This is a genomic window from Microbacterium sp. SS28 (genome assembly GCF_022761035.1).
In the GTDB taxonomy this organism is placed as follows: domain Bacteria; phylum Actinomycetota; class Actinomycetes; order Actinomycetales; family Microbacteriaceae; genus Microbacterium.
In genome coordinates, this window is the sequence record NZ_JAKWJP010000001.1 from 725,243 (window position 1) to 752,072 (window position 26,830).

General features: G+C 70.3%; 23 protein-coding genes. 10 read left to right on the forward strand and 13 right to left on the reverse strand.

The window, feature by feature from the left end:
• Nucleotides 1-203: 203 nt before the first annotated feature.
• The 9 genes from MJ607_RS03410 to MJ607_RS03450 all read right to left on the reverse strand — a co-directional run bounded on the left by MJ607_RS03410 (nt 204) and on the right by MJ607_RS03450 (nt 7,629).
• Complete coding sequence (locus MJ607_RS03410; protein WP_243074129.1) at nt 204-650, reverse strand: hypothetical protein; 447 nt, start codon at nt 648-650, stop codon at nt 204-206.
• A gap of 922 nt (nt 651-1,572) precedes the next feature.
• A complete protein-coding gene (locus MJ607_RS03415; RefSeq protein ID WP_243074130.1) occupies nt 1,573-2,709 on the reverse strand; it encodes a UDP-N-acetylmuramate dehydrogenase in 1,137 nt (378 codons plus the stop codon).
• A gap of 3 nt (nt 2,710-2,712) precedes the next feature.
• Nucleotides 2,713-3,117, reverse strand: a complete 405-nt coding sequence (locus tag MJ607_RS03420) for a MaoC/PaaZ C-terminal domain-containing protein (RefSeq protein ID WP_243074131.1) — start codon at nt 3,115-3,117, stop codon at nt 2,713-2,715.
• Nucleotides 3,114-3,563 carry a MaoC family dehydratase N-terminal domain-containing protein gene (locus MJ607_RS03425; RefSeq protein ID WP_243074132.1) on the reverse strand — a complete coding sequence of 150 codons (450 nt, stop codon included), beginning with the start codon at nt 3,561-3,563 and terminating at the stop codon, nt 3,114-3,116. The genes MJ607_RS03420 and MJ607_RS03425 overlap by 4 nt, the downstream gene beginning before the upstream one ends.
• 47 nt (nt 3,564-3,610) lie before the next feature.
• Nucleotides 3,611-4,408 (reverse strand): sulfite exporter TauE/SafE family protein, encoded by a 798-nt coding sequence (locus MJ607_RS03430; protein ID WP_243074517.1) that lies wholly within the window; start codon nt 4,406-4,408, stop codon nt 3,611-3,613.
• A 1-nt stretch (nt 4,409) separates the two neighbouring features.
• Nucleotides 4,410-5,081: a DUF2510 domain-containing protein gene (locus MJ607_RS03435; protein WP_243074133.1), complete on the reverse strand. Its 672-nt coding sequence runs from the start codon at nt 5,079-5,081 to the stop codon at nt 4,410-4,412.
• Nucleotides 5,082-5,124: 43 nt separating this feature from the next.
• On the reverse strand, nt 5,125-6,030 hold the full coding sequence (locus MJ607_RS03440; RefSeq protein WP_243074134.1) for a hypothetical protein: 906 nt from the start codon (nt 6,028-6,030) through the stop codon (nt 5,125-5,127).
• Between the two features lie 302 nt (nt 6,031-6,332).
• Nucleotides 6,333-7,133, reverse strand: coding sequence for a DUF1206 domain-containing protein (locus MJ607_RS03445; RefSeq protein WP_243074135.1), 801 nt, complete (start codon nt 7,131-7,133; stop codon nt 6,333-6,335).
• Nucleotides 7,134-7,353: 220 nt separating this feature from the next.
• Entirely contained in the window at nt 7,354-7,629 is a 276-nt protein-coding gene (locus MJ607_RS03450) for a GlsB/YeaQ/YmgE family stress response membrane protein (RefSeq protein WP_243074136.1), read from the reverse strand.
• 205 nt (nt 7,630-7,834) lie between these two features.
• Here MJ607_RS03450 and MJ607_RS03455 point away from each other — a divergent pair, with 205 nt between their 5' ends.
• Nucleotides 7,835-8,821, forward strand: a complete 987-nt coding sequence (locus MJ607_RS03455) for an LLM class F420-dependent oxidoreductase (protein ID WP_243074137.1) — start codon at nt 7,835-7,837, stop codon at nt 8,819-8,821.
• Nucleotides 8,822-8,830: 9 nt separating this feature from the next.
• On the opposite strand, the gene MJ607_RS03460 is transcribed toward MJ607_RS03455, so the two are convergent.
• Together MJ607_RS03460 and MJ607_RS03465 are read right to left on the reverse strand one after the other, a co-directional pair.
• On the reverse strand, nt 8,831-10,174 hold the full coding sequence (locus tag MJ607_RS03460; RefSeq protein ID WP_243074138.1) for a class I SAM-dependent methyltransferase: 1,344 nt from the start codon (nt 10,172-10,174) through the stop codon (nt 8,831-8,833).
• Entirely contained in the window at nt 10,171-11,550 is a 1,380-nt protein-coding gene (locus MJ607_RS03465; RefSeq protein WP_243074139.1) for an FAD-binding oxidoreductase, read from the reverse strand. Before MJ607_RS03465 ends, MJ607_RS03460 begins: the two co-directional genes overlap by 4 nt.
• 103 nt (nt 11,551-11,653) lie before the next feature.
• Between MJ607_RS03465 and MJ607_RS03470 the strand changes: the two genes are divergently transcribed.
• From MJ607_RS03470 to MJ607_RS03490, 5 genes are read left to right on the forward strand one after another with little or no spacing between them, the layout of a single operon-like run.
• The gene (locus MJ607_RS03470; RefSeq protein WP_243074140.1) at nt 11,654-12,181 is read left to right on the forward strand and encodes an RNA polymerase sigma factor; all 528 of its coding nucleotides are present in this window, start codon (nt 11,654-11,656) and stop codon (nt 12,179-12,181) included.
• On the forward strand, nt 12,178-13,530 hold the full coding sequence (locus MJ607_RS03475; protein ID WP_243074141.1) for a hypothetical protein: 1,353 nt from the start codon (nt 12,178-12,180) through the stop codon (nt 13,528-13,530). The genes MJ607_RS03470 and MJ607_RS03475 overlap by 4 nt, the downstream gene beginning before the upstream one ends.
• Nucleotides 13,527-14,804 (forward strand): hypothetical protein, encoded by a 1,278-nt coding sequence (locus MJ607_RS03480; protein ID WP_243074142.1) that lies wholly within the window; start codon nt 13,527-13,529, stop codon nt 14,802-14,804. The genes MJ607_RS03475 and MJ607_RS03480 overlap by 4 nt, the downstream gene beginning before the upstream one ends.
• Nucleotides 14,805-14,833: 29 nt before the next feature.
• The gene (locus MJ607_RS03485) at nt 14,834-15,661 is read left to right on the forward strand and encodes a hypothetical protein (protein ID WP_243074143.1); all 828 of its coding nucleotides are present in this window, start codon (nt 14,834-14,836) and stop codon (nt 15,659-15,661) included.
• Nucleotides 15,661-16,233 carry a hypothetical protein gene (locus tag MJ607_RS03490; RefSeq protein WP_243074144.1) on the forward strand — a complete coding sequence of 191 codons (573 nt, stop codon included), beginning with the start codon at nt 15,661-15,663 and terminating at the stop codon, nt 16,231-16,233. Before MJ607_RS03485 ends, MJ607_RS03490 begins: the two co-directional genes overlap by 1 nt.
• Before the next feature lie 32 nt (nt 16,234-16,265).
• Here the strand turns inward: MJ607_RS03490 and MJ607_RS03495 are convergent, their stop codons facing one another.
• Together MJ607_RS03495 and MJ607_RS03500 are read right to left on the reverse strand one after the other, a co-directional pair.
• A complete protein-coding gene (locus tag MJ607_RS03495) occupies nt 16,266-19,586 on the reverse strand; it encodes a PKD domain-containing protein (protein WP_243074145.1) in 3,321 nt (1,106 codons plus the stop codon).
• A 223-nt stretch (nt 19,587-19,809) separates the two neighbouring features.
• Nucleotides 19,810-21,714, reverse strand: coding sequence for an FAD-dependent monooxygenase (locus MJ607_RS03500; RefSeq protein WP_243074518.1), 1,905 nt, complete (start codon nt 21,712-21,714; stop codon nt 19,810-19,812).
• A gap of 108 nt (nt 21,715-21,822) precedes the next feature.
• On the opposite strand from MJ607_RS03500, the gene MJ607_RS03505 reads away from it, so the two are divergent.
• From MJ607_RS03505 to hpaD, 4 genes are all read left to right on the forward strand, one after another.
• Nucleotides 21,823-23,292, forward strand: coding sequence for a fumarylacetoacetate hydrolase family protein (locus MJ607_RS03505; RefSeq protein WP_243074146.1), 1,470 nt, complete (start codon nt 21,823-21,825; stop codon nt 23,290-23,292).
• Complete coding sequence (locus MJ607_RS03510; RefSeq protein ID WP_243074147.1) at nt 23,289-23,969, forward strand: GntR family transcriptional regulator; 681 nt, start codon at nt 23,289-23,291, stop codon at nt 23,967-23,969. The genes MJ607_RS03505 and MJ607_RS03510 overlap by 4 nt, the downstream gene beginning before the upstream one ends.
• 32 nt (nt 23,970-24,001) lie before the next feature.
• The gene (gene hpaE / locus MJ607_RS03515; RefSeq protein WP_243074148.1) at nt 24,002-25,534 is read left to right on the forward strand and encodes a 5-carboxymethyl-2-hydroxymuconate semialdehyde dehydrogenase; all 1,533 of its coding nucleotides are present in this window, start codon (nt 24,002-24,004) and stop codon (nt 25,532-25,534) included.
• A gap of 115 nt (nt 25,535-25,649) precedes the next feature.
• The gene (gene hpaD, locus MJ607_RS03520; RefSeq protein ID WP_243074149.1) at nt 25,650-26,810 is read left to right on the forward strand and encodes a 3,4-dihydroxyphenylacetate 2,3-dioxygenase; all 1,161 of its coding nucleotides are present in this window, start codon (nt 25,650-25,652) and stop codon (nt 26,808-26,810) included.
• The last annotated feature ends 20 nt before the right edge of the window (nt 26,811-26,830 follow it).

The window sequence follows — 26,830 nt, forward strand, 5'->3', positions numbered from 1 at the left end:
GGAACTCGCTGGGCTGCGCATTCTGGCGAGTCGCCACGAAGAGCTGCCTGCACCTGCGCATTTCGGCGACTCGCCGGAATGCGCCGGGCTTGGGAGCGGCATCCGGTCCTCCACAACAGGGCTGGCCGGAACGGTGTCCACGAGTCCCGTCGGCAGGCATATGCGCGCTCGGATCCGCATGAGACTCGACGGTCATGCGAGCCTCAGATATTCCGACGGAGCTTCTGCCCGCCTTCGTCGTCGCCCAGGCGCTCGAGGCCGGTGTTCCGGCCGCCCGGCTTCGTAATGCCGATCTCACTTCTCCTTTCCACGGCACTCGCGCGATGCAGCCGCTCACCCCTGTCGAGCGCCTGAACGTCCTGATGAGAAGGGTCCCCGATCACGCCTTCGTCTGCGGGCCCACTGCCGGGCGGCGATTCGGGATGCCGCTGCCTCGACAGATGGAACGTGACGCGTACATCACTCCCATGTTGGGCGTGCCGCTGCCGCACAATCGCATCCGTCGGGCGGGGACCCGCGGTCGCGCGCTCCGAATCGCGGACGGCGACGTGATCGAACGACAGGGCCTGCGGACGACCAGCGTCGAACGCACGTGGCGGGATCTCTCTGCCGAGCTGACGCTCAGCGCACTCGTCGCCGTCACGGACCATGTCATCTCACGACGCCGGAAGCTCACGACGATCGAGTCGCTGAGACGGCACCATGCGGACGCAGGGCACACCCCAGGACGGTCGCTTCGCGGGCAGGCACTCGAGTTGTGCACACCGCACTCCGAGTCCCCACGAGAGTCGGAGTTGCGCGTCCTGCTCGTCCTCGCCGGTCTGCCCACGCCCGCGTGCAACGTGAGAATCTACGACGGGAGTCGTTTCGTCGCGCGCGTGGACATGATCTACGCGAGCGCGAGGCTCGTGATCGAGTATTACGGCGACTATCACCGCGACGCGGACCAGTGGAGCAGAGACGAATCTCGACGAGCCGAGCTCGAATCGCTCGGCTACCGCGTGACAGTCGTCACGCGCCGCGACTTCGATGATCCCGCGGCGTTCGCGGCCCGCATCCGTCGCCTTCTCGAAGCCTCACGGCGCCCCGGGCGGCAGCCCGCCAGTGAGGCCGTTGCGAGTGCGCCGACTCTCACGGCAATCCTTGGCGCGCCGATTCTGGCGACTCGCCACGAACCGTCGCCCACACCCGCACTTCCTGGCGACTCGCCAGAATCCGCGACCCGAACCCGCATATCTTGGGGACTCGGCGCGAATGGGCCCGTCCTACCGTGCGCCGATTCTGGCGACTCGCCACGAACCGTCGCCCACACCCGCACTTCCTGGCGACTCGCCAGAATCCGCGACCCGAACCCGCATATCTTGGGGACTCGGCGCGAATGGGCCCGTCCTACCGTGCGCCGATTCTGGCGACTCGCCACGAACCGTCGCCCACACCCGCACTTCCTGGCGACTCGCCAGAATCGACAAAGGCCAACGCCAGACGAGAGCGAGCGCGATCCTGCGGCGAGAGGCGGCGACGCGACGAGACGAACGCCCGGACGCGGCGATCGCAGGGGTTCGAGCGGCTCGACTAGAGCTCGACGCCGACGAGCACGGGCTCGGGCTGCAGCAGCAGGCCGAACTCGGACTGCACGCGGCCCTGGATGAAGCGGGCGAGCTCGGCGAGCTCGGCGGCACGGGCTCCGCCGCGGTTCGTCAGCGCGAGCGCGTGCTTGCTCGACAGGGCGGCGCGCGAGCGCGGCAGCTTGAAGCCCTTGCGCACGCCCGCCTGCTCGATGAGCCACGCGGCGCTCACCTTGACGTCGGCGCGCTCCGAAGGCGCGGGCGGCACGTAGCCGTCGAACTGCGCGAGCGGGATGACCAGGACGGGATCGAGATCGGGCGCGACGGGCCAGCGCGGGCACTCATCCGGGAGAGTCAGAGCGAAGGATGCCGACACCACGGCGTTCTGGAAGAACGAGCCGGCGCTGTACGTGTCGGGGTCGGCGTCGTCGAGCACCATGCCCTTGCGGCGGCGCGTGTCGAGGACGTGATCGCGGATCCAGGCGACCGTCACGGCCTGATCCCCCGTGAGCCCGAGGGCCGAGCGCAGCTGGGCGCCCGCGATGGGGCGCTCGGCGTGCCCCACCTCCGCGAGCTCGAGCGTGACCGACAGGATGACGGCGGAGCGCAGCGGCACCGACCCGTAGTGGTGCTTGAGGACGGAGGTGCGGAAGCCGAGCCCCAGGTCGGCGGCCGCCACCGTGACGGGTGCGGAGGCGCCTTCGTCGAGCAGGTCGACCTCGACGAGGGTCTGCACGATCTCCTGGCCGTACGCGCCGATGTTCTGCACGGGCGCGGCGCCGATCGTCCCAGGGATCCCCGACATCGCCTCGATGCCCGCGAGGCCCTCGGCGACGGCGTAGGCGACGACCTCGTCCCAGTCATGGCCCGCCTGCACGCGCAGGCGTGCGAAGCCCGGCCGGGGTGACGGCATCCGTTCGATCCCGCGCGTGAGGATGCGCACGACCGTGCCGTCGAACGGCTCGTCGCCCGCGAAGAGATTGGACCCGCCGCCGAGCACGAGCCACTCGTCGCCGTCGCCCCATACATCGGTGAGGGCGTGGATGAGCTCGTCAGCGGTGTGCGCGTCGATCATGCGCGCGGGGATGCCGCCCGTGCGCAGCGTCGTGAGCTGTGCGAGCGGAAGGGGCTCGACGTCGGGCATCGGCTATGCGCGGCGGACGCGGACCTGCGCCTTGACGAGCACCGACGTGCCGTCGTGCGTCACAGTGAGGTCGATGCGGACCGTCTCGTCGTCGACGGCGCCGACCTTCGCGACGATCGTGAGATCGGCTCCGGCCTCGGGGTCGACGATGACGGGACGCGTGAACCGCACGCCGTAGTCGACGATGCGGCCGGAGTCGCCGACCCACGGCACGATCGTCTCGACCGCGAGGCCCATCGTGAGCATGCCGTGCGCGAGGACGCCCGGCAGGCCGACCGAAGCCGCGACGTCGTCGCGATAGTGGATCGGGTTGAAGTCGCCCGAGGCGCCCGCGTAGCGGACGAGCGACTCCCGGGTCAGGTGGACGGTGCGCTCGGCGACGACGTCGCCGACGGTCAGCTCGCTCATGCGGGTCCCTCCCCGACGACGAGGACGGATGTCGCGGTCACGACGTGCGCGCCTGCGGCATCCGTGATCGTCGCATCGCTCGTGACCATCGCGTTGCCGCCGAGCATGCGGATGCCGGTCACCGCGAGCGTCGCCGTGAGCTCGTCGCCCGCGACGATGGGCCGCGTGTAGGCGAAGCGCTGCTCGGCGTGCAGGACGTTCTGGAGCACGATGCCCGAGTCGGGCTCGGCGAGCAGCTGCTGCAGCGTGAGGTCCTGTACGACCATCGCAAAGGTCGGCGGCGCGACGACGTCGGCGTAGCCGAGCGCCTGCGCGGCGGCGGGGTCGGTGTGCTGGGCGTCGTCCGCGAAGACGGCGCGCGCGAACTCGCGCACCTTCTCGCGCCCGACGAGGTAGGGGGGCGTCGGAGGGAAGACGCGCCCGATGAGCTCGGGGTTCACTGGCACCGTGCCATCCTATCGAGCGGCCGCGACGGCCCCCGCCGGGAGAAAGGTCAGCGCTTCCGCTCGCGGATCGCCTTGTAGGCCATCTGGCCGGCGATGAAGGTCAGGAAGATCGCGAACAGGATGTTGGCGGTCAGCGGGTCGACGAGGGTCGCGATCCAGGCGCCGAGGGCCGTCGTCGTGCAGGCCGCGCCGCCGATGAACGCGGCGGCGACGAGGTCGACGTTGCCGCGGCGCAGGTTGCCGACGGTGCCCGAGATCGCCGTCGGGATCATCATGAGCAGCGACGTGCCCTTCGCGACGAGGTCGCTCGTGCCGAACAGCAGCATGAGCGCCGGAACGACGATGATGCCGCCGCCGACGCCGATGAGTCCCGCGATCGTGCCCGTCGCGACGCCGAGCACGAGCAGTCCGACGATCGTCAGCGGATTGAGCGGGAACTCCGCGTCACGCGACGGGATCACGACGAAGAGCATGACGATGACGAACGCGAGGAACGCGACGAAACCCCAGCGGAGCGCTGTGACCGAGACGCGGGGCAGGAGCCACGTGCCCAGCTGCGCTCCGCCGACGGCGCCCGCCGCGAGGATGAGCGCGGGGATCCACGCGACGGACCCGTGCACGGCATAGGAGATGACGCCGACCGTCGCGGTCGGCACGATCGCCGCGAGCGACGTGCCCGCCGCGAGGCGCTGGTCGTACTTCAGCGTGAGCACGAGCAGCGGCACGATCACGGTGCCGCCGCCGACGCCGAAGAGGCCCGACAGCAGTCCCGCGAGCAGGCCGATCGCGATGCACGCGATGAAGAACACGGGGCGGCGCGCGACGCGCGGTGCGGCATCCGTCATCTCACTCACCACCCACGTCGTCGATGACCCACGCATCGCCGGAGGAGATGAGGTAGTACTCCCAGCGGTCCTCGCCCGGTGCGGGCTCGTCGAGCGGCTCGCCGTCGTCGTCGACGCTGCTCATGAACGTCTCGGTCGTGAAGACGGTGATGACATCGCCGTCGGTCGAGGTTCCGGTGACCTCGACGACGTAGTCGGACGTCGAATCCACGAAGTACTGGGCGGAATCGACGAAGGCCGCGCAGTCGGGCAGCTCCAGCTCGTCGCGGAACTCCTCGGTCGTGACGGCCAGGAAGAGGTCGCAGTCGACCTGCTGCCAGGCCTGGTCGTATTGCCGCACCGTCTCGACCGCGGCGGCCTCGTCGGGCGTGCTCGGTTCGACTCCCCCGCCGTCGCCGCCGCTCGCGCCCATGAGCCCTGCGAGCGCCATGGGGATGAGCACGATCGCGGCGATGACGGCGCCGAGGGCGACGACACCGAGCACGGTCCACACGATCCACAGCCGCGACTTCTTCGCGGGCGTCACGGGCGGGTAGCCGGGGCCGGCCGGCGGTCCGGGGGTCGCGAGGGAGGCCGGCGCGGCGGACTCGACGTGCTCGGTCCACCCGACGCCGTTCCACCAGCGCCGGGCGCCGTGACCGTCGTCGTACCAGCCGGGAGGGGTCGAACTCATGCGGCAACCCTACCGGCGGGCCAGCCGCCTCCCGCGCCGCCCGTCACCCTCTGCGCAGGCCGCCGAGGAGGCTCGGATTCGGGTCGTGCCACTTCTGCATCGACTGCAGCAGCCAGAACGCGAGGAACAGGCCGAGCGCGATGAACTCGCACACGAAGATGGGCGGGACGGCGGCATCCGGAATCCCTCCCCCGACCACGATCGCGGTCAGCACGATGATGTCGAGGACGAGCCCCACCGCGATGGCGATGTTGGCGATCGCCATCGCCCGCGAGGGCTGCGCCCACGACGGATCGCCCGAGTGCGGGAAGGCGTTCCACACCGCGACGGCCGCGATCACGAGGAAGAACGCGCTCGTCGCGACGTAGTGCGCGGTGTCGAGGAACGCAGCGCGCGCGAACGTCCACGTCGACCACACGACAGCGAGCACGACGACGGCGAGGACGACGGATGCCGCGATCTGGCGCCACTCGAGCGACTGTCGGCGCCGGATGACGAGTGCGACGACGACCGCGACGAGCCCCACGACGAGATACGTCGCGATGTCGTTGTCGACGCCCGCGCGGTACTCGACGGGTACGCACGGCACGCCGCCGGCGCACGTCGCGACGACGCCGGGGATGCCACCGGGGAAGATCGGCGTCGGCACGAGGGCGATGAGCGGCCCGATGAGGGCCGCGGCATCGAGGAGGTTGCGCTCGACGCCGCGCCCCGAGAGCGCGAACAGGCCGAACGAGGCCGCGATCAGAGCGCCCACGAAGGCGTTGCGCGCGGGCGAGTAGTAGTAGGCGCTGATCGAGTCGAGCAGCCCCACCTCGGCGAACGCGAAGCCGACGGCGGCGGCGATCACGACGACGGTTCCCGCGATGCCGAGGCGCACGTACCGGTATGTGCGGAGGAGGGATGTCTCGTCCGCGACGATCGCCGTCGCCCGCGTCGCTGCGCTCACGCGGGCCACGGTATCCGAGTCTCCCGACGCCGGGCCGCGCGCCGCGGCGGAACGGGGATGTTACAGGTCTGCGAAGTCCTTTCGCATCGGCGGCCCGAAGCCCGCGGGCGCGCCTATCGTTGCGATCAGACCCGTCGTCGTGTCACCTCGGACCTCGTCCGATGTCCGTCGATCCGGCCGGGTCCGATCGTCGAGTGCGGCAGCGGGTCGAGGTCCTCCTCGGGAGCTGACGCCGGAACGCTTCTCCCGGGGAGGACCGCCCAGCCCGGCTCCGACCCGCTCGGAACACGGGACGGGCGCGATCACATCCGCGCGTAGCGGGCGCGGGCGATGCAGAAGAGACCGTAGATCCCGAGCCCCGCGCCGACGACCCACAGGATGACGGTGCCGAACGGCAGCTGAGCGAGCGAGTGCAGAGCCGTGTCGAGTCCTCCGGCGTTCTCGGGGTCGTGCGCGACCGCCGCGACGACGAAGAGGATCCCGACGATCGCGACGGCGATGCCCTTCGCGATGTAGCCGACGACTCCGAAGGTCACGATCCCCTTGCGCGCCACCTCGTTCGGGCGCCGCAGGTTCTTCTCGAACCTGCGCGTGACGCCGCGCACGACGAACGCGACGCCGATCGCCGCGATCCCGACTCCGACGAGGCCGATGACGAAGACGCCCGCGGGGGCCGCCATCAGCTGGGCGCTGAAGGTCTGAGCGGTCTCCGACGAATCGGAGCGCCCGCCGAGCGCATAGACGATCGCCGTCCCGGCGATCGCGAGGTAGACGATCGCCGTGCCGACGAGCTTGGCGCGCTTGCCCCACTTCTTCGCGGTCTCGGGATCGCGCTCCAGGATCGCCTCGATGATCTGCCACGCGGCGAGAGCGACGAGGCCGAGCGCCGTGACCCAGAGCAGGACGACGCCAGCGGGCACGGCGCGGATCTGCTCCATCGCACCGCTCTGATCGGCCACTCCCACACCTCCCGTCGCGATGGAGATCGCGATGCCCCCGATGACGAGGTGGATGATGCCGAGGACGATGTAGCCGATCCTCGCAGCGATGCGGAAACCGGTCGAATCCTCGGCCGCTCGGGCGGCGGCCTTGGGTGTTGTCATATGCGCAGATTACCCACCCGGCACCGCGCGGGGAGGCGGCTTGACGAACGGCCGTCGCGGAGGCAGGAGGCGGGCCGAGACCGATGCCGCGCGGCCGCACGCGCGCGGCCGGGACTGCCCGCGCATGCGAGAAGACCCCGCGCCGCAGCGCAGGGTCTTCTCGTGTGCGCCCGCGGGGCGCGCCGGGTGTGCGACCGGCGGCCGGCGGATCGTTGTCGGATTACCGCGTGACGCGACGACGCGTGACGGCGACGTAGATGCCCAGGACGATGATCGCGCCGATGATCGACCCGATGATGCCCGACGGCTGGAGGAATCCGCCCGCGGGGTCGGCGCCGAAGATCAGGAAGCCGAGGAAGCCTCCGACGAACGAGCCGACGATGCCGAGGACGATCGTCATCAGGATTCCGATGTTCTGCTTGCCGGGGATGATCAGGCGCGCGAGGAGACCGGCGATCAGGCCGATGACGATGAGTCCGAGGATGGTCCAGAGCATGATGAATTTCCTTCCTGATGGCACCAGGGGGGTGCTGTGCCCACGCTCGGGGACGTGGAGTGCATGCACGCTAGCAGGGGGGTCCTCGTGGCGATCGGAGGGCTGGACAGAAGGCGAACGGGGGCGTATTATCCCGGCGCGCGGGCGTCGAAATCGCGGATGCCGCACGGCGCGTCGCCTGCGCCGCACTCTGTAGCCTGAGCGGATGCGATTCGGAACCTTCATTCCCCAGGGCTGGCGATTCGATCTCGTGGGCATCGACCCCGCAGAGCACTGGGCGGTGATGAACGGCCTCGCGCAGCGCGCCGACGAGGGCGCGTGGGAGTCGCTGTGGGTGTACGACCACTTCCACACGACGCCTGTGCACAGCGACGAGGCGACGCACGAGGCGTGGACGCTCATGGCCGCCTTCGCCGCCTCGACGAGCCGGATCCGGCTCGGGCAGATGTGCACGTGCATGGGGTACCGCAACCCCGCCTATCTCGCGAAGGTCGCCGCGACTGTCGACATCGTCTCGGGCGGACGCATCGAGATGGGCATCGGCGGGGGCTGGTACGAGCACGAGTGGAAGGCGTACGGCTACGGGTTCCCGCCGGTTCCCGAGCGCCTCCGGATGCTGCGCGAGGGCGTCGACATCATGCGGCAGGCCTGGACGACCGGGCGTGCGACCCTCGACGGCAAGCACTATCAGGTCGACGGCGCGATCGTCCGGCCGCTGCCGCTGCAGGAGGGCGGCATCCCGTTCTGGATCGCCGGCGGCGGCGAGAAGGTGACGCTCAAGATCGCGGCGACCTATGCGTCGTACACGAACTTCGCGGGGTCGCTCGAGGAGATCGACCACAAGAGCGCCGTGCTTCGCGGGCACTGCGACGCGATCGGCCGCGACTTCGCCGAGATCACGCGCTCGTCGAACTTCAACACGATCGTGGGCGCGACCGAGGCCGAGGCGAAGGAGCGGCTGGCCGCCGTCAAGGCGCGCCTGCTGCCGCACGTGGGGCAGGAGCGCGCCGACCACATCGAGCACGACTACCTGACCTCGCCCGCCTTCGGATCGGTCGAGCAGGTCGCCGAGCGGCTCGCGGAGCGCGAGCGCCACGGCATCACCTACGCGATCCACTACTTCCCGGAGGCCGCCTACGACGTCTCGGGCGTCGAGCTGTTCGAGCGGGAGGTCATCCCCGCGCTCGCGTAGCGGCCGACGCTAGGGCGTCCACCACGGGCGCATCGGCACGTCGCCGATGTCGCCGCGCTCGTCGGGCTTGACGGCGAGCACGTGGTGCAGCTCGATCCCGCCGCTCTCGAACGCGAGGCGGGATCCGGCCATGTAGAGGCCCCACACCTTCGCGGCGGGCAGCCCGATCTCGGCGACCGCCTCGTCCCAGTGCTCCACGAGATTGGCGCACCAGTCGCGCAGCGTCAGCGCGTAGTGGCGGCGCAGATTCTCTTCGTGCAGCACCTCGAGGCCGGCGTCCTGGGCTTCCGTGATGATGCGGCCAGCACCCGTGAGCTCTCCGTCGGGGAAGACGTAGCGATCGATGAAGCCCGTCGCCGACGCCTTGCTGCGGTTGTCGGGCCGCGTGATGCAGTGGTTGAGGAGCATCCCGCCGGGGCGCAGCCGGGATCGCAGGAAGCGGAAGTACGACGCGTAGTTGTGCACGCCGATGTGCTCGAGCAGCCCGATCGACGACACCGCGTCGTAGCCGCTCTCGGCGATGTCGCGGTAGTCGCCGAAGCGCACTTCGGCGAGGTCGCCGAGCCCCTCGTCGGCGATCGCCTGCTGCGCCCAGGCGGTCTGCTCGCGCGAGAGCGTCACGCCCGTCGCCTTCACTCCGCGGCGGGCGGCGTAGCGCACCATGCCTCCCCAGCCGCACCCGACGTCGAGCAGCCGGTCGCCCGGCTTCAGTCGCAGCTTGTCGAAGACGAGGCGGTACTTGTTCTCCTGCGCCTCCTCGAGCGACGCATCGGGCCGCGGGTAGCACGCGCACGTGTAGGTCATGGAGGGGCCGAGCACCCACTCGTAGAAGGTGTTCGAGACGTCGTAGTGGTGGTGGATGGCCTCGGCGTCGCGGTTCTTGCTGTGCCGCAGTCCCCCAGCGACACGCCGCCACCGCGGGGGCACCTCCTGCGGCGGCGGCGCGATGGGCTTGAGCCGCTCGAACCCGATCGAGCGCACGACCTGCGCCATGACCCGCGGCGACGGCCGCGTGAAGACGAGGGAGTCGGCGAGCGCCTTGAGCAGCTCGTACGGATCGCCGGGGTGCAGACCCTGGATGTCGAGGTCGCCCGCGATGTAGGCGCGCGCGAGCCCCAGGTCGCCGAAGCCCGTCGCGAGGTACGTCGTGCCCCGCGGCGTCTTGAGATCGAGCCCGTACGGCGCGTCGGGCGGCCCCGCCGAGCTGCCGTCGTACGCCGAGAACCGCAGTGGCAGCCGGCCGCCCGCGAAGATCTCGAGCACCTGCGCCAGCGTGAGCTTCGGCTCGGGCGCGCGGGTGTCGTCGGGCGGCGGCGCGTCGGCGTCCGTGCGGGGCTCTTCGAAGGTCGTCATCGGCGTTGCACCGCTTTCGCGTAGAGGTCGAGCAGTCGGGAATCGGGGTCGTAGCGCTGTTTGAGTGCGCGGTACTCGTCGCCGCCGTAGAGCCTGTCGAACTCGTCGCGCGGGTAGAAGGCGTCCGAGTACAGCGACTTATGGCCGTCGAGTTCGCTCACCCTCTGCTCGATGAGCCGGTTCGTCGCCCCGTCGGTCGCGCCGACCGGCACGGTCGACCAGAAGCCGACGTTGACGTACGTCTCGCGGGGCGGGATCGGGTACAGCGGCCAGCCCGCATCGTCGCGCAGGCGCAGCGGGCACAGCCAGATCGGCTCGATCGGGACGGTCGCGAGGAACCACTCGAGAAACTCGGCGCTGCGGCCGATCGGCACCTCGATGTCCTGGATCACGCGCTCGCGCGGCGGCCGGCCGTGCAGCTTCTCGAGGCGGTCGCCGATGTCGAACCGGCGCTCGAGGCGCATGAGCGCCGCGTACGAGCTGCTGCGCCGGTGCCGGCGCGGCCAGAGACGACGGACGACCGGATGCTGCGCCCCGAACGCCTCGGAGCACCAGAACCAGTCGGCATCCCACCTCCACAGGTAGTCGTGGATCGTGAGCCGGTCGGTCTTCACGCCATCGTCATGCTGGATGGAGCGGTAGTAGATGCGCTGACGCGTGTAGTCGCTCACGGGGCCGGGCTCGGCCGTCTGCGCGCCGAGGCACAGGTAGCTCTCGTCGGCGCTGAACACGACGCCGTCGAGGTAGTCGACGCGAGCCCCGTCGAACCGGCCCGTCTCGACGATGCGCTCCATGGCCGTGACGAGGTCCGCGAGCGCATGGAAGCGCACATGCCTCAGCTCGACGAACGGCGGGGCCGTCTCGAGCTCGATCCGCAGGCGGACGGCGTAGCCGAGCGTCCCGTAAGAGTTGGGGAATCCCCGGTAGAAGCCGGGATGTCGCGTCGCCGACGCCGTGACGAGCTCTCCCCCGCCCGTGAGGATGTCGAGCTCGCGCACGGACTCGTGCGGCATCCCGCTGCGGAACGACGTCGACTCGATTCCGAGGCCCGTGACGGCTCCCCCGAGGGTGATCGTCTTGAGCTGCGGCACGACGAGGGGCGCGAGGCCGAAGGGCAGGGTCGCGGCGACGATGTCCTCGTAGGTGCACATCCCGGCGACATCCGCCGTGCGGGCGACGGGATCGACCTCGATGACGTCGGTCAGACCCGAAGTGTCCAGGCCAGGCGTGATCGTCTTCGCACGCGAGCGGAAGAGGTTCGAGGTCGGCTTGGCGAGCCGCACCGGCGCCCCCGCGGGGAGGGCCCGATAGCTCGCAAGAAGACGCTCGACGCCGTCGGCGTGGGCGGTCCGTGCATCGATCGCCGGAGCGGACACGCTTTCACGCTAGTCCGGACTGTTCTGCGCCGCATCCGTTCTCTCGTTCGAGAGTCGCACGAGGGTATTGGAACCTTTCAGGGGTGCGCGGACACTACAAGGTATGAGCGATGACGCCTCCGATTGGGAGCGTGTTCGCGCTGGGGATGCGGCCGCATTGGCCGCGCTGTTCGACCGGCACGAAGCACGCCTCTTTCGGCACGCGTGCCGTCTGCTCACGATGCGGGAGGACGCGAAGGATGCCGTCACGATCGCGTTCTTCGAACTGTGGCGAAAGCGCGCGACAGTTCGACTCGTGGACGGTTCGCCGCTGCCGTGGCTGCTGAACACCGTCTCGAACACGGCCCGCAACCTCGAGCGCTCGGGGCGCCGCTACCGCGCGCTCATCGCCCGCGCACCGCGTCCGGAGCCCGTGCCCGACCTGTCGGGGAGCGATGAGAGCGGAGTGCTCGCGGCATTGCGGCGGCTGCCCGCCCGCGAGCAGAGCGTCGTCATCCTGACCGTGCTGGAGGGGTATCCGGAGCGCGAGACTGCGCAGACGCTCGGGATCCCCGTCGGCACCGTGAAGTCCCGCCTCGCGCGAGCGCGGGCGAAGCTGCGCGACGAGATGACAGTCCTGGAGGCATCGTGAGCACGTACGAGGGGCTGTCCCCGCGCGAGCACGACGAGATGCGCGACCTCGTGCTCGCCGGCACGCAGCGGATCCGCCCCGCCGGTGCTCACCGCATGCAGTTCGTGGCGCTCGGCCTCTCGCTCGCGCTCGTGGGCGGAGTCGTCGCCGGCGTCGTCACCGCGACGCTCCGCGACGACAGCGCGCCGCTTCCCGTGGCGACCCCCGACCCCAGCCCCACAGAGCCGGCGATCCCGCGCGACGAGTGGATCGCCTACTCCTCCGGATTCTTCGAGGGCGACATCTACTTCGTGCGGCCCGGGTTGCCCCCGCAGCGCGTACTCGGAGCAGCCAGCGACGATCTCGACCAGGTATGCCCCGCATTCTCGCCGGACGGGACACGCCTGGCCTCGGGCCAGGCCCGGGGCGAGAGCCAGGCGGGATGGCAGGACGCCGGCCTCGTGATCACCGATCTCACCGCGGACGGGAAGGCGTCGACGTCGGTCGTGATCCCGCTGGACGGCTTGCCTCAGCCGCCGTGCCCCATCTGGTCGCCGGACGGCACGTGGGTCGCGTTCGGCAGCGGCCGCGGGATGACGCAGGAAGGGACGAACGTCGCCGCGGAGGTCTGGCTGGTCGAACCCGAGACGGGCGACATCCGTCGACTGACCGGAGTGGCAGCCACCGACATCGAGTGGGCGCGCACCGGCTCGGAGCTCTACATCGCCGAGGATGACGGGGTTCTCGTCTACTCGACGTCCGACGACGAGACTCGCAGGGTCCCGGATACCGCGGGTGCGGTCGCCCTCGCGGCCTCGCCCGACGGCAGCACGCTCGCCGTCGAGCTGCGAGGGGACCGCGGTCCCCTCGAACTGTGGCTCATGAGCGTCGACGGCTCGGAGCGGCGACTCCTGACGGAAGGCTACTCACGCGCACGCGGGATCGGCCCGTTGTGGTCACCAGACGGCGCGCGCATCGTCTTCCAGCGCGATCGCGGGACCCCCTCAGAAAGGACCGACGGCATCCCCATGCTCGGTGAGAACGAAGAGGTCGTCATCGTCTCGGTCGGCGACGACGATCCGCTGGGGCCCGTCGGGACCGTGACAGCGCTGCCCCCGACGCGGACCGGCGAGAGCTTCGAGCCGCGACTCTGGCTGCCCGTCACGGTGAGCTGGGCACCGGACAGCGAGACACTGCTCTTCCTCGGGTGGGAGCAGTCGCCCTCCGGTGAGCCGGGCGACGGCTGGGGGCTGCTCACCGTTCCCGTCGTGGGCGGCGAGCCTCCGACGATCCTGTGGGAGACCCCCGAAGGCATCGGCAACCTGTCGCTCTTCCCGCAGAACGACTTCCAGAGTTGGAGCAGGAAATGAACGGTCGTTCCCCTGCAGAGGCCACTCTCCGCCCCGGACGGCGTCGCACCCGGCTCGCCGCGCTGGCTGCCGTGCTGCTGATGACGACCGCGACGGGATGCGCTGCGGACGCGGCGCGAACCGACAGCATCCCGAGTCCGTCGGGCGATGACGCCGCAACACCCCCGCCGACGGGGACTCAGGGAGGCTGGATCGCCTTCTCCGCCGATTGGAACGAAGACGACGTCATGCTCGTCCGGCCTGGCGAAGAGGCGCACCGTGCCGTCGGGGCGGACGACGACGGGATGTCGCGCTCGTGTCCTGCCTTCGAGCCGCAGGGCGCGCGGCTCGCGTTCGGCACCGCGACGGGGAGCTGGGAGACCGGCTGGACGGATGTCGCGCTCTCGATCGCCGTCGTGACCGCCGCGGGAGAGGCAGCCGTCGTGAAGGAGATCCCTCTCGAGGGGTTCACCGAGCGGGCGTGTCCGATCTGGTCCGCGGACGGCCGCTGGATCGCCGTCGGCACGGCGCCCGCCGGGCCGACCCGGCGTGGAGTGATGACCGAGATCCTGATCATCGACCCCGAGTCCGGAGATATCGTCCGACTGCCCGAGACGACGGCCACCGACTTCGAATGGGCGCCCGACGGCGACGTGCTGTACATCGCGGATGAGCGCGGCGTCCTCGCCTATTCGCTCGCCGATGGCGGGACGCGGACGATCGACGACACCCCCGTCGCACAGGCGCTGAGCGTCTCACCGGACGGCCAGACCCTCGCGGTGGAGCGCCGGAAGTACAACGCCGCCGAACGCTACGACCTGGTCCTGATGGATTCCGACGGATCCGACCAGCGAGTGATCGCCGCCGACTATTCGCAGATGCACGGGCTCGGGCCGGTCTGGTCGCCGGACGGCGCGCACGTGGTCTTCCAGCGCAGTTGCGAGACGATCACAGACGACTCGGGTGAGACGAGGCCCTGCCGCGAGGAGCATGACGTCGTCATCGCCGACGTCTCCGGCGCGGACCCGACGCAGGCTGTGGTCGAGCGCCCGACGGCGAGGAACGACGGCGCAGCGGCGCCCTGGTTCCCGTACAGCGTTACCTGGTCTCCGGACAGCTCGACACTCCTCTACCTCGGGTGGTCGTGTGACGTGAACTGCGAATCGTATGTGGACGGCCTGATCGCGGTGCCGGTGGCCGATTCGACCCAGACCGTGGTCCTGTACGAGACGACCGATGCGATCGACGCGTATCCGGCGTCACCGATGAACAACTTCCAGAGCTGGGCGGGATGAGTCAGGGGATCACCGATGGAGGTGCACTGATGAGAGGACGCGCGAGCGCTGAGGATGTCGAGGGCGAGCTGCGCGAGCTGCGCCGACGCGCCTACGGACCGCATCCCGACATCGAGGACGACGCCATCGCGCTCGCACGGCTCATCGAACTCGAGTCTGCGCGCACGGACGGGCTGGATGAATACACGTCCCCGCCCATCGCCCCGGTCGAGCGGGCTGGTGCCGAGCCGCTCACCGCGCGCGAGCCGACTACCGTCGTCGCTTCCGTCGTCGCCTCTGCGGCCGACGCCCGGATGACCGACGCCGGCCCGGAGGCATCGTCGCGTGAGACGCCGGAATCCCCGACAGGCGACCCGAGACCGGCCGTGAAGTGGTGGTGGGCTCTCATCGCTCTGGCGGCCGGCGCGGTCGTCGGCGTCGCCGGGGTGGCCGCCTCGGCCATGCCGTCCTACGCGACGCCCGACGCCCGGCTGAACCCGACGGGAGCCGTTCCCGACGATGCGCTGCTCGCCCTGCTCCGTTCGGAGGGCGGCTCCACCACGCCCCGATACTCGTCCGAGATGGAGATCGATCTCTCCACGCTGCGCGGGTTCGGAACATACCTGGAATTCGACGTCTGGTCCGCCGACAACTCCGTCGGGTCCCAGTGCATGACCGTCGTCCACCGACAGTCGGACGACGTCGTGGCACGCAAATGCGTGCCTGCCGGGGTCGACCTCTTCGTGGACGTTCCCTGGCGGGTGCGCCACGGCTCCGGCTCGGTACGCCATCTGTCCACCCCCGGTGCAGTTCTGCGGCTCGTCCTGCGGGAGGACGCGGTCGATGCCTACCTGCTGATGCCGAAGGAGGCCGCCTGATGGACGCCGTGCCCGCACGGGAACTCGAGCGGAATTCTGCTCCCGATTCCGCTTCCGCTCAGCCCGCGACGCCACCGGCGTCGGATGAGACCGAGAGCACGCCGCCGCGGCGGCGCTGGGCCTGGACGCGGTCCCCCGTCCTCTGGGTCGCGGCGGGGGTCGGTCTCGTGGCGGCGTACGGAGTCGCCTCGCTGTGGGGGCCGCATCCGGATGCCTCGCTGCAGGCGACGGCAGGAGAGTCCGACCCCGGGCTCGTCGCCCTAGCCGGCTACTTGAATCAGGAGGTCGATCCGGCGACCCTCACGCCGTACGAGACCTTCCGCGGCGTCGAGCCCTGGTCAGGTGTCGACTACTACGGCAATCCGTGCCTCCTCGTCATCGAGCGGTCGTCGCAGTACCTCGTGGGCGGTGCGTGCGCGCCGGCCGGGGCGGACGTCCTCGTCGACGTCGGAGCGTGGCGGGGATCCGAAGTCCACTTCGACGACGACCTCCCGATCGGGACCGTCATCCGGTTCCACCTCCGCGCCGACTCCGTCGACGTCTTCGTCTACCCGATACCGGTGCGGGACTGACAGGCGATGACACGCCCCCGGCATCCACTCCTCTACGGCACGTCCACCCGGTAGTCGCGGACGCCGAGCGTGATCGGTGCGTTGTTCGCCGACCCGGACAGATAGCTGTAGACGCCGACGGCCCCGGGCGACTGCAGTGCGGCGGTCGAGTCCGTCGCGGTCGTCCAGGTCGAGGGCTCTGCCGTGCCCTCTCGCCACACCCGCGCCTGCAGCGTCGTGGGTGCGGCTCCCGTCACCCGGAAGCGGACGTTCCACACATCGCCCGGGACGAACACGAGCCCCGGCTGTCCTTCTGCGACGAGCCCGGTCTCGGCCCCGTTGACGGTGCGGGCGAGCGTCAGCGAGGTTCCCGTCGCCGTGATCTGGAGCTTGACGCGATAGTCGGACGTCCCGATCCGCCGGGCGACGAACGACGTGTAGATCCCGCCGCCGCTGCCGGGCTTGTCGTAGGCGAAGCTGACGAGCGTCTCGGAGTCGCGCGCACTCACCCCCGAGAGGTACGCCGAAGGCCCGGAGGCCGCCGCCATCCGGAGCGTTCCCGCGCCTGCCGTGACGGCGAAGTCGCTCGGGGCGCCGCTGAGCGCCCAGGCGCCGCCCGTGTCGGCCGAGCCCCAGCCGCCCGCGACGGTCCGCTCGAAGGCGTCTGCCGCGATGACGGATGCCGCGGCCACCGTGACCGGCTGGGTCTCGGTGTCGGTGGCTCCGGCGTTGTCGGTCACCGTGAGGCTCACCGAGTATGTGCCCGCGGCGGCATACGTGCGACTCGCCGTCTGGCCCGTGCCGGTCGTGCCGTCGCCGAAGGTCCACGCGTAGGAGGCGATCGTGCCGTCCGGGTCGATCGACGTCGCGGCGTTGAAGGACGCCGTGAGCCCCCCGGTCGTCGAGGTGAAGTTCGCCTGCGGCGGCTGGTTCGGAGGCGGGCCCCCGCCGCCGTTGCGGGCCGCGTAGAGCGCCTGCACGTTGGCCAGAGAGAGCGCCGTCGGGTAGATCGCGACCTCGTCGACGCTCCCGATGAAGTTCTGCGTGCTCGGCGCGCTCGGCCATCCGATGAGGACGCTGCCCGTCAGTGCGTCGCCGCCGAGCCGCCAGTAGCCGAGGTATCTCTCCCCCTGCGTCGTGTCGGCGCGCTGCGCGACGAGCGCGCCGTCGACGTAGAGCATCATGCCCTGTCCGCTCAGCGTGGCGGTGACGAGGTGCCACTGGTTGTCGCGGTAGGTCCCGGGAGAGGTGACGGTGCGCGCGGCCCCGGTCTCGCTGCGGACGCCGAAGATCAGGCGTCCGGAGTTGTCCATGTAGAGGTGGCGGTCGTGGTGGTCCGAGACGCCGTTCTGGAGGTCGCCGAACCCGAGGATCCGGCCGCCCCTCGTGGTGTTCGTCCTGATCCACACCTGTGCCGTGAACGTGTCGGGTGCGGTCTCGGTGCTGAGACTGCACGACGCCGTCGAGGGGCAGTTGCCGGTGAAGATCCTGCTGAAGTCGTTGTCGCCGAGGGATGCCGCGGAGTCTCCCGTGATCGCGCCGGGCTGGTTCCACGTCACGCCGTTGTCGGCGCGTCCGTCGGTCACGCCGAGGTTCGGCGGGCTCGTCGCGGTCGCCGCGCGGTCGGTCGCGACGAGACCCGAGGTCTCGTTGAGCGGCCAGTAGATCCGCGCGCCGAGACTGCGCACGAGCGCGGCGTAGGCGGTCGCGGTCGGGAACGAGGTCGGCATCGTCACCGACGTCGGGGCGCCCCAGACCATGTTGCCGTCGGCATCGTTCACGATGACCTGATAGCTGTAGCTCTGTCCGGGCGCGAGCCCCGTGTCGATGAAGCCCTGCGCCGGCAGCGTCCACCAGTTCGAGTTGGCGGTCGATGTCGCGACCGTGGCCCCATTGCGGGTGATCCGGTAGCTGAGGGCGAAGTCGTCCCGGTCGAAGCCCGCGGGCCAGCTGACACGCAGCGCCGTCGTGGAGACGGGCACGAGCGTCGGGATGAGCGTGCCGCCCACGAAGCGCGGACCCTCGCGGCCGGGTGCGATCGGCTTGCGTGCGAAGCGCACGAGACCCTGCTGACCGACACCGTTGACGGTCGGGAACTCGCCTGCATAGACCGTGTAGTCGGCGTTGCCCTCGACGCTCCACGCGGCCTGGTACTGGCCCGTGTACGTGCCGAGCGTCATGTCCGGGTTCCAGTCGATGAGCGCGGGACCCTGCCGGCCGCGCCAGTTCGTGTAGTTGAGCGGATCGTTGAGGATGTCGCCGGTCTGCGTGTCGTTCCAGGCTGTCGCGTACTGGAACCGCCACTGCTCGAATTGCGGTGCTCCGTCGCCCATGTTGCCGCAGTAGTGCTGGTGGCCCGCCAGGTAGACGATGCCGCCGTTCACGAAGCTCGAGTAGGTGTCGCCGTGGCAGTCGACGACCCACTCGAGCGTGCCCGGATTCGCCGTCGACGCCTTGAAGATCCCCTCGAGGTTGCCGCCGTTGCCGAAGACCCAGCCCGTGCCGTAGACGGAGCCGCCCACGACCTTGAGGCTCGTCCACCCCGCGTTGTTCCCCGCGTTGCGCGGCGACGGCGGCTGCGTCACGCGGGCCAGCTGCCAGCCGGTGTCCAGTGCACCCGTCGCAGCGTCGATCTTCGCGAGACCGTACGCGGACTGGCCCCCGACGTTCTGGAACGAGCCGGCCGCGAACACCGCGCCCTGGTCGGCGCTGTAGGCGAGCGCCCAGACGGTGTAGTCGGCGCCCGGGTTCCACGGCAGCAGCGCCCCGTCGCTCGCGCGGAACGCGGCGAGGTTGCCGCGCGGCGTGCCGCCCGCCCCCTGGAATCCGCCGCCGACGTAGACGGCGGTGTCGGTGGCCACGACGGCGCGTGCGGACGACGTCACCCCGACGGGAGCGAAGCTGGTGATCAGCGCACCCGTCGCGGTGCTGTAGGCCGCGATCCGCTGACGGGACTGGCCGTTCGCGACGCTGAAGTCGCCCACGACGTAGATGCGCGAGCCGTCCGGCGAAGCGGCGACTCCGCGCACCTGGCCGTTGAGGGTGGGGGTGAAGCTCGTGTTCAGGTTGCCGGTCGTGATGTCGTATGACAGCAGGTTGGCCCGCGGGGTCTGATTCGTGCCGGGCGCCGCGCCGGCGGGCCTGGCCTGGCTGAACGAGCCGCCCGCGTACACGGTGTTGCCGACGACGGCCTGCGACCAGACGACGCCGTTGATCTGCACCGTCGGCAGCCGGTCGGCGGTGACCGCCGCGACCGGGCGCGGCTGGATGGGCGCAGGCGCAGCCTGGGCCATCTGCGCCGGGCCCAGCAGGGTCACGATCAGCGCTGCGACCGACACCGCGACGAGTCCGCGCAGAGTTCGGGATCTGGACATACCGCACCACCTGTTCTCCGAACGGGCGGTGCTCCCCCAGGGTCGACGAGATGGACCTCGTCGGCAACATCGAACGTCGCGCCGAACGGCTCAGCTGGTCCCCGAGGTCGGGTCGACGGGGGGCCTGCACTCGCGGGACACGTTAGTCCAGGTCGTGTGCGGAAACCAGATGCCCGTCGGGCGGACCGGCCGAGCGATCGCGGCCGGTGGTCACGCCGCTCGCTCAGCCCGTCCGGGCGGCGGCCTGCTGCGCAAGCATGCACCCCTCGAAGAACGCGGCGAGCTCGCCCGTCGCGGTGAGCGGGACGACGGCCGAGACGTACTGATCGGGGCGGACCACGACGACCACGCCGTCGCGAGACACCTCGCGCTCGGTGAAGATGTCGACGCTCCTCCACCCGTCGGGGCCGGCCGCGTACACCTTCTCCCAGTCCGTCAGGCCGAGCGGCCCCGACTTCGGCAGGAAGGCCGCGGGCACGCGCGAGATGTCGACGCCCTCGAACGACTGCTGGTAGATCGCCTTGACGTCGAAGACGGCATCCACGTCGGCGCCATCGCGCGTGAAGCGCGCGAGCGGCGAGCCGGGCGAGGCGAGCCACTCCGCCCAGTCGGCGAGCGCCGAGGACTCGCCGGCGGCCGGCGCGTCGGCGAAGGCGTAGAGTCGCCAGCGCCCATCCGCCTTGGCGTGGTGGCCGAGGTGTATGACATTGCCGTCGCACACGCGCGTCACTTCGACGCTCTTGAACCGCTTGCCGAGCGGGAAGCCCGCGGCGAGCGCCTGGTGCGCGGCATCCGTCACGATCTCAGATGGCCCGTACTGCGTCATGAACCCGGACGGGAACTCGGCCGTGCCGAGGTAGAACGTCGCGAGCTCCTGCGGGTCGCTGATCTCTTCGGGCTTGCGCGCCATGAGCGACGACCACTCCCGGTCGAAGTCGATGAGCTGCTGGGCGACGGGCTGCCGCTCGGCCGAGTAGGTGTCGAGGAGGGATGCCGGGGCGAGCCCCGTCAGGACGTGCCCGAGCTTCCACCCGAGGTTGAAGCCGTCCTGCATCGAGACGTTCATGCCCTGGCCGGCCTTCGCGCTGTGCGTGTGGCACGCGTCGCCCGTCAGGAAGACGTGCGGCGAGCGGCCGTCGCCGGCGTCGTCGAAGCGGTCGGTCACGCGGTGCCCGACCTCGTAGACGCTGTGCCACGCGACCTGCTTCACGTCGAGCGTGTACGGATGCAGGATCGCGTTCGCGCGGCGGATGACCTCTTCGATCGGCGTCTGGCGCACCTTGTGGTGGTCGTCCTCGGCGACTTCTCCGAGGTCGATGTACATGCGGCAGAGGTAGCCGCCCTCGCGCGGGATGTGCAGGATGTTGCCCGCTTCGGAGTTGATGGCGCACTTGGTGCGCCAGTCCGGGAAGTCGGTGTTGACCAGGACGTCCATGACGCCCCACGCGTGCGCCGCGAACCGTCCGACATGCGCGCGGCCGATCGCCTCGCGCACGCCGCTGCGCGCGCCGTCGCTGCCCACGACGTAGGTGGCGCGCACCGTGCGCTCCTCCCCCGCGCGGGGGCCGGCGGTGTGGCGCACGCGCACCTCGACCGGATGGTCGCCATGCTCGTGCACCGTGAGGCCGAGGAACTCGATCGCGTAGTCCGGCACGATCCGCCCGGGGCCGTGCGCGGCTGCTTCGGCGAAGTAGTCGAGCACGCGGGCCTGGTTGACGATGAGGTGCGGGAACTCGCTGATCTTGAAGGCGTAGTCCTCGGTGCGGGCGGTGCGGATGATGTTGCCGGGGTTCTCGGGATCGGGTCCCCAGAAGTTCATGTAGGCGATGTTGTACGCCTCGGCGACGATCCGCTCGGCGAAGCCGAACGCCTGGAAGGTCTCGACGCTGCGCGGCTGGATGCCGTCGGCCTGGCCGAGCACGAGGCGTCCGTCGCGACGCTCGATGATCCGCGTCGTGATCCCGGGGAACTGGGACAGCTGCGCCGAGAGCAGCATGCCGGCGGGTCCCGAGCCGACGATGAGCACATCCATCTCGTCGGGCAGTTCGACGGGCCGGTCGACGCCCGTCCCCACGGCGTCCTGCACGCGCGGATCACCCGAGACGTACCCGTGGTGATGGAACTGCATCGGCATGCTCGCGACTCCTTCGTCCCCGGCATCCATCGTCCATGATGTCTTGCCTGGCCTGCTCAGATCATATACGATTTCACATACGACGCAAGAGCGAGGGAGCTCATGAGCACTGAAACGGACGCCCCGGACCCCCGATTCTCGGGCCTCCCCGGCCGCCCCGGCAAGATCGTGGCGGTGCATCTGAGCTACGCCTCGCGCGCCGACCAGCGCGGTCGCCGCCCCGCCGATCCGTCGTACTTCTTCAAGCCGTCGAGCTCCGTCGCGGCATCCGGCGCCTCGATCGAGCGCCCCGCCGGCACCGAGCTGCTCGCGTTCGAGGGCGAGATCGCGCTCGTCATCGGGACACCTGCGCGGCGCGTGGCCCTCGCCGACGCGTGGTCGCACGTCGCATGGGTGACCGCCGCGAACGACTTCGGCCTCTACGACCTGCGCGCGAACGACAAGGGCTCGAACGTGCGATCGAAGGGCGGCGACGGCTTCACGCCGATCGGTCCGACGCTCCTCGAGGCGCAGGCGATCGACCCGACCGCGCTGCGCCTGCGCACGTGGGTGAACGGTGCGCTCGTGCAGGACGACACGACGGGCGGGCTCATCTTCCCGCTCGCGCAGTTCGTCGCCGACCTGTCGCAGCACTTCACGCTCGAGCCCGGCGACGTCATCCTGACCGGAACTCCGGCCGGGTCGTCGGTCGTGGGCCCGGGGGATGTCGTCGAGGTCGAGGTCGACGTCCCGGGAGGGCCGGCCTCGGGCCGGCTCGTCACGACGGTCGTCGAAGGCCCGGATGCCGCCTTCGACGCGTCACTGGGGTCGCTGCCCGCCGTAGACGACGTGCAGCGCGCCGAGGCGTGGGGATCGCAGGCGGCCGTTCCCCCGCAGCCCGCGGGGCTCGATCCCGCTCTCCGCGCGAAGCTCGAGCGCACCCCCGTCGCGGGGCTGTCGCAGCAGCTGCGCAAGCGCGGCCTGAACAACGTCACGATCGACGGCGTCCGGGCGCTGACCCACGGGTCGAAGATCGTCGGCACCGCCAAGACGCTCCGCTTCGTACCCAACCGCGAAGACCTCTTCGCCTCGCACGGCGGCGGCTACAACGCGCAGAAGCGCGCGTTCGACGCGGTCGGCGAGGGCGAGGTCATCGTGATCGAGGCCCGCGGCGAGGCCGGGTCGGGAACGCTCGGCGATGTCCTCGCGATCCGCGCCCACGCGCGTCGCGCGGCCGGCATCGTGACGGACGGAGGGGTCCGGGATGCCGCGGCCGTGGCATCCGTCGGCATCCCTGTCTTCGCAGGCGGTGCGCACCCCGCCGTCCTCGGGCGCAAGCACGTCCCGTGGGACCTCGACGTGACGATCGGATGCGGCGGCACGACCGTGCAGCCGGGCGACATCATCGTCGGAGACGGCGACGGCGTCGTCGTCATTCCGCCCGGCTTCGCGGAGGAGGTCGCCGACGCAGCACTCGCGCAGGAGGACGAGGACGCCTGGATCGCGGCGCGGGTCGCGGAGGGGCATCCCGTCGATGGGCTCTTCCCCATGAACGCCGAGTGGCGCGCGAAGTACGAGGAGGCCCGGCGGTGACGGTTCGGCAGACGCAGGAACCTGACACGCTCAGCAAGTCGCAGCGCGCATACCAGTGGATCAAGGAGCGCATCGCGCGCCACGAGTACACGCCGGGGTACCGGCTCGTGCTCGGAACGATCGCGGGCGAGCTCGACATGAGCGTCGTGCCCGTGCGCGAGGCCGTGCGGCAGCTCGAGGCGGAAGGGCTCGTGACCTTCGAGCGCAACGTCGGTGCGCGCGTGACGCTCGTCGACGAGTCGGAGTACGTCCACACGATGCAGACCCTCGGCCTGGTCGAAGGGTGCGCGACCGCCCTCTCGGCGCCGCTCCTCACCTCCGCGGATCTGGATCGCGCGGCGGCGATCAACGACCGCATGCACGCTCAGCTCGACCACCTCGATCCGCGCGGGTTCACACAGCTCAACAAGCAGTTCCACTCGGTGCTGTACGAGCCCTGCCCGAACCCGCACATCCTCGAGCTCGTCGAGCGCGGCTGGTCCCGCCTGTCGGGCCTGCGCGACTCGACCTTCGCGTTCGTCCCCGGGCGAGCGCAGCACTCCGTCGAGGAGCACGCCGAGATCCTCGACCTCATCCGATCCGGCGCCGACCCGCTCGAGATCGAGCTCGCGGCCCGCGACCACCGCTGGCGCACCATGAACGCGTTCCTCGAGACGCGTCATCCCGACGCTCCCTGACGCCTTCCCGAAGATCCCACGGAGGAAACCCCATGTCTGACACCGCCACCATCGCGGCCCAGCGGCACCTGCCCGAGGGCCTGCCGTCGCGCATCCAGCACTACATCGACGGACAGCGCGTGGACTCCGTCGACGGCGACACGTTCGACGTGCTCGACCCGGTCTCGAACGAGGTCTACCTGCAGGCCGCGGCCGGCAAGAAGGCCGACGTCGACCTCGCGGTCGCGGCGGCGCGGCGCGCGTTCGCCGAGGGCCCCTGGCCCCGGATGCTGCCCCGCGAGCGATCCCGGGTCCTGCACAGCATCGCCGACATCGTGGAGTCCTGGGATGCCCGGCTCGCCGAGCTGGAGTCGTTCGACTCGGGGCTGCCGATCACGCAGGCGCTCGGACAGGCGCGGCGCGCGGCCGAGAACTTCCGGTTCTTCGCCGACCTGATCGTGGCGCAGTCCGACGACACCTATAAGGTCCCCGGACGGCAGATCAACTACGTCAACCGCAAGCCGATCGGCGTCGCAGGGCTCATCACGCCGTGGAACACGCCTTTCATGCTCGAATCGTGGAAGCTCGCCCCGGCCCTCGCGACGGGCAACACCGTCGTACTCAAGCCCGCCGAGTTCACTCCCCTGTCGGCGTCGCTGTGGGCCGAGATCTTCGAGGCCGCGGGACTGCCGAAGGGCGTCTTCAACCTCGTCAACGGGCTCGGTGAGGATGCCGGCGACGCGCTGGTGAAGCATCCCGACGTCCCCCTCATCTCCTTCACGGGCGAGAGCTCGACGGGGCAGCTGATCTTCGCCAACGCCGCGCCGTTCCTGAAGGGGCTCTCGATGGAGCTCGGCGGCAAGTCCCCCGCCGTCGTCTTCGCCGACGCGGATCTGGGCGCCGCCGTCGACGCGACGATCTTCGGCGTGTTCTCGCTCAACGGCGAGCGCTGCACCGCGGGATCGCGGATCCTCGTCGAGCGCCCCGTGTACGACGAGTTCGTGGCGCGCTACGCCGCGCAGGCCTCCCGCGTGAAGGTGGGATTCCCTCACGATCCCGCGACCGAAGTCGGGGCGCTCGTGCACCCCGAGCACTTCGCGAAGGTCATGAGCTACGTCGAGCTCGGCAGGACCGAGGGCCGCCTCGTCGCGGGCGGCGGCCGACCAGAGGGGTTCGAGACGGGCAACTTCGTCGAGCCGACCGTGTTCGCCGACGTGCCGCCGACCGCCCGGATCTTCCAGGAGGAGATCTTCGGCCCCGTCGTCGCGATCACCCCGTTCGACACCGACGAAGAAGCGCTCGCCCTCGCGAACGACACGAAGTACGGCCTCGCGGCCTACATCTGGACGAACGACCTGAAGCGGGCCCACAACTTCTCGCAGGCCGTCGAGGCCGGGATGGTGTGGCTCAACTCGAACAACGTCCGTGACCTGCGCACTCCGTTCGGCGGCGTCAAGGCATCGGGCCTCGGGCACGAGGGCGGCTACCGATCGATCGACTTCTACACCGACCAGCAGGCCGTGCACATCACGCTCGGCGAGGTCCACAACCCCACCTTCGGCAAGGGCGGCGGGTCCGGGCACTGAGCCGGACGCGCCGACTTCACCACCCCGCGAGACTTCACCTCTGTCACCGACTCGGCCCCTGTCCGCGACAGACGTGAAGATTCGCGGCGGACCGACCTCCACGCAAGGACGCGACATGACCCACGACAAGACCCTCACCTCCTCCGGCTTCTACGTCTCGCAAGAGGCGCCGATCCACTCCGACAACCCCGTCCCCGCTCCGGAGGCGTCGCCGCCCGACATCCTGCGGTGCGCGTACATGGAGCTCGTGGTCACCGACCTCGCGGCATCCCGCGTCTTCTACGTCGACGTGCTGGGTCTGTACGTCACCGAGGAGGACGGCGAGGCCATCTACCTGCGCTCGACGGAGGAGTTCATCCACCACAACCTCGTGCTGCGGCAGGGCCCCGTCGCGGCGGTCGCCGCCTTCTCGTACCGCGTGCGCACGCCGGAGGACCTGGGCAAGGCTGTCGCGTTCTACGAGGAACTCGGATGTCGCGTCGAGCGCCGCCCCGAGGGCTACGTGAAGGGCATCGGCGATTCGGTGCGGGTGACCGATCCGCTCGGGTTCCCGTACGAGTTCTTCCACCAGACCGAGCACGTCGAGCGCCTGTCGTGGCGCTACGACCTGCACACGCCCGGCGAACTCGTGCGGCTCGACCACTTCAACCAGGTCACCCCCGACGTGCCGCGCGCCGTCAACTTCATGCAGTCGCTGGGCTTCCGCGTGACGGAGGACATCCAGGACGACGAAGGCACGGTCTACGCCGCGTGGATGCGCCGCAAGCCCACCGTGCACGACACCGCCATGACGGGCGGCGACGGCCCCCGCATGCACCACGTCGCCTTCGCGACGCACGAGAAGCACAACATCCTCGCGATCTGCGACAAGCTCGGCGCGCTCCGCCGCTCCGACGCGATCGAGCGCGGCCCCGGCCGGCACGGAGTCTCGAACGCGTTCTACCTCTACCTGCGCGACCCCGACGGGCACCGCGTCGAGATCTACACGCAGGACTACTACACGGGCGACCCCGACAACCCCGTCGTCACGTGGGACGTCCACGACAATCAGCGCCGCGACTGGTGGGGCAACCCTGTCGTCCCGTCGTGGTACACCGAGGCATCGCTCGTCCTCGACCTCGACGGCAACCCGCAGCCCGTCGTCGCCCGCACCGACTCGTCCGAGATGGCGGTCACGATCGGCGCCGACGGCTTCTCGTACACCCGCCCCGCCGACACCCCCGACGAGCTGCCCAGCTGGAAGCAGGGCGAGTACAAGCTCGGCCACCAGCTCTAGAGATCGCCTCACCCCGAAGG

Bases quoted from the DNA above. Each gene is read 5' to 3' on its own strand.
- MJ607_RS03410 (WP_243074129.1), bottom strand. From the start codon at position 650: ATGGTCCGTGACGGCGACGAGTGCGCTGAGCGTCAGCTCGGCAGAGAG.
- MJ607_RS03415 (WP_243074130.1), bottom strand. From the start codon at position 2,709: ATGCCCGACGTCGAGCCCCTTCCGCTCGCACAGCTCACGACGCTGCGC.
- MJ607_RS03420 (WP_243074131.1), bottom strand. From the start codon at position 3,117: ATGAGCGAGCTGACCGTCGGCGACGTCGTCGCCGAGCGCACCGTCCAC.
- MJ607_RS03430 (WP_243074517.1), bottom strand. From the start codon at position 4,408: ATGACGGATGCCGCACCGCGCGTCGCGCGCCGCCCCGTGTTCTTCATC.
- MJ607_RS03435 (WP_243074133.1), bottom strand. From the start codon at position 5,081: ATGAGTTCGACCCCTCCCGGCTGGTACGACGACGGTCACGGCGCCCGG.
- MJ607_RS03445 (WP_243074135.1), bottom strand. From the start codon at position 7,133: ATGACAACACCCAAGGCCGCCGCCCGAGCGGCCGAGGATTCGACCGGT.
- MJ607_RS03450 (WP_243074136.1), bottom strand. From the start codon at position 7,629: ATGCTCTGGACCATCCTCGGACTCATCGTCATCGGCCTGATCGCCGGT.
- MJ607_RS03455 (WP_243074137.1), top strand. From the start codon at position 7,835: ATGCGATTCGGAACCTTCATTCCCCAGGGCTGGCGATTCGATCTCGTG.
- MJ607_RS03460 (WP_243074138.1), bottom strand. From the start codon at position 10,174: ATGACGACCTTCGAAGAGCCCCGCACGGACGCCGACGCGCCGCCGCCC.
- MJ607_RS03470 (WP_243074140.1), top strand. From the start codon at position 11,654: ATGAGCGATGACGCCTCCGATTGGGAGCGTGTTCGCGCTGGGGATGCG.
- MJ607_RS03480 (WP_243074142.1), top strand. From the start codon at position 13,527: ATGAACGGTCGTTCCCCTGCAGAGGCCACTCTCCGCCCCGGACGGCGT.
- MJ607_RS03485 (WP_243074143.1), top strand. From the start codon at position 14,834: ATGAGAGGACGCGCGAGCGCTGAGGATGTCGAGGGCGAGCTGCGCGAG.
- MJ607_RS03490 (WP_243074144.1), top strand. From the start codon at position 15,661: ATGGACGCCGTGCCCGCACGGGAACTCGAGCGGAATTCTGCTCCCGAT.
- MJ607_RS03495 (WP_243074145.1), bottom strand. From the start codon at position 19,586: ATGTCCAGATCCCGAACTCTGCGCGGACTCGTCGCGGTGTCGGTCGCA.
- MJ607_RS03500 (WP_243074518.1), bottom strand. From the start codon at position 21,714: ATGCAGTTCCATCACCACGGGTACGTCTCGGGTGATCCGCGCGTGCAG.
- MJ607_RS03505 (WP_243074146.1), top strand. From the start codon at position 21,823: ATGAGCACTGAAACGGACGCCCCGGACCCCCGATTCTCGGGCCTCCCC.
- hpaE (WP_243074148.1), top strand. From the start codon at position 24,002: ATGTCTGACACCGCCACCATCGCGGCCCAGCGGCACCTGCCCGAGGGC.
- hpaD (WP_243074149.1), top strand. From the start codon at position 25,650: ATGACCCACGACAAGACCCTCACCTCCTCCGGCTTCTACGTCTCGCAA.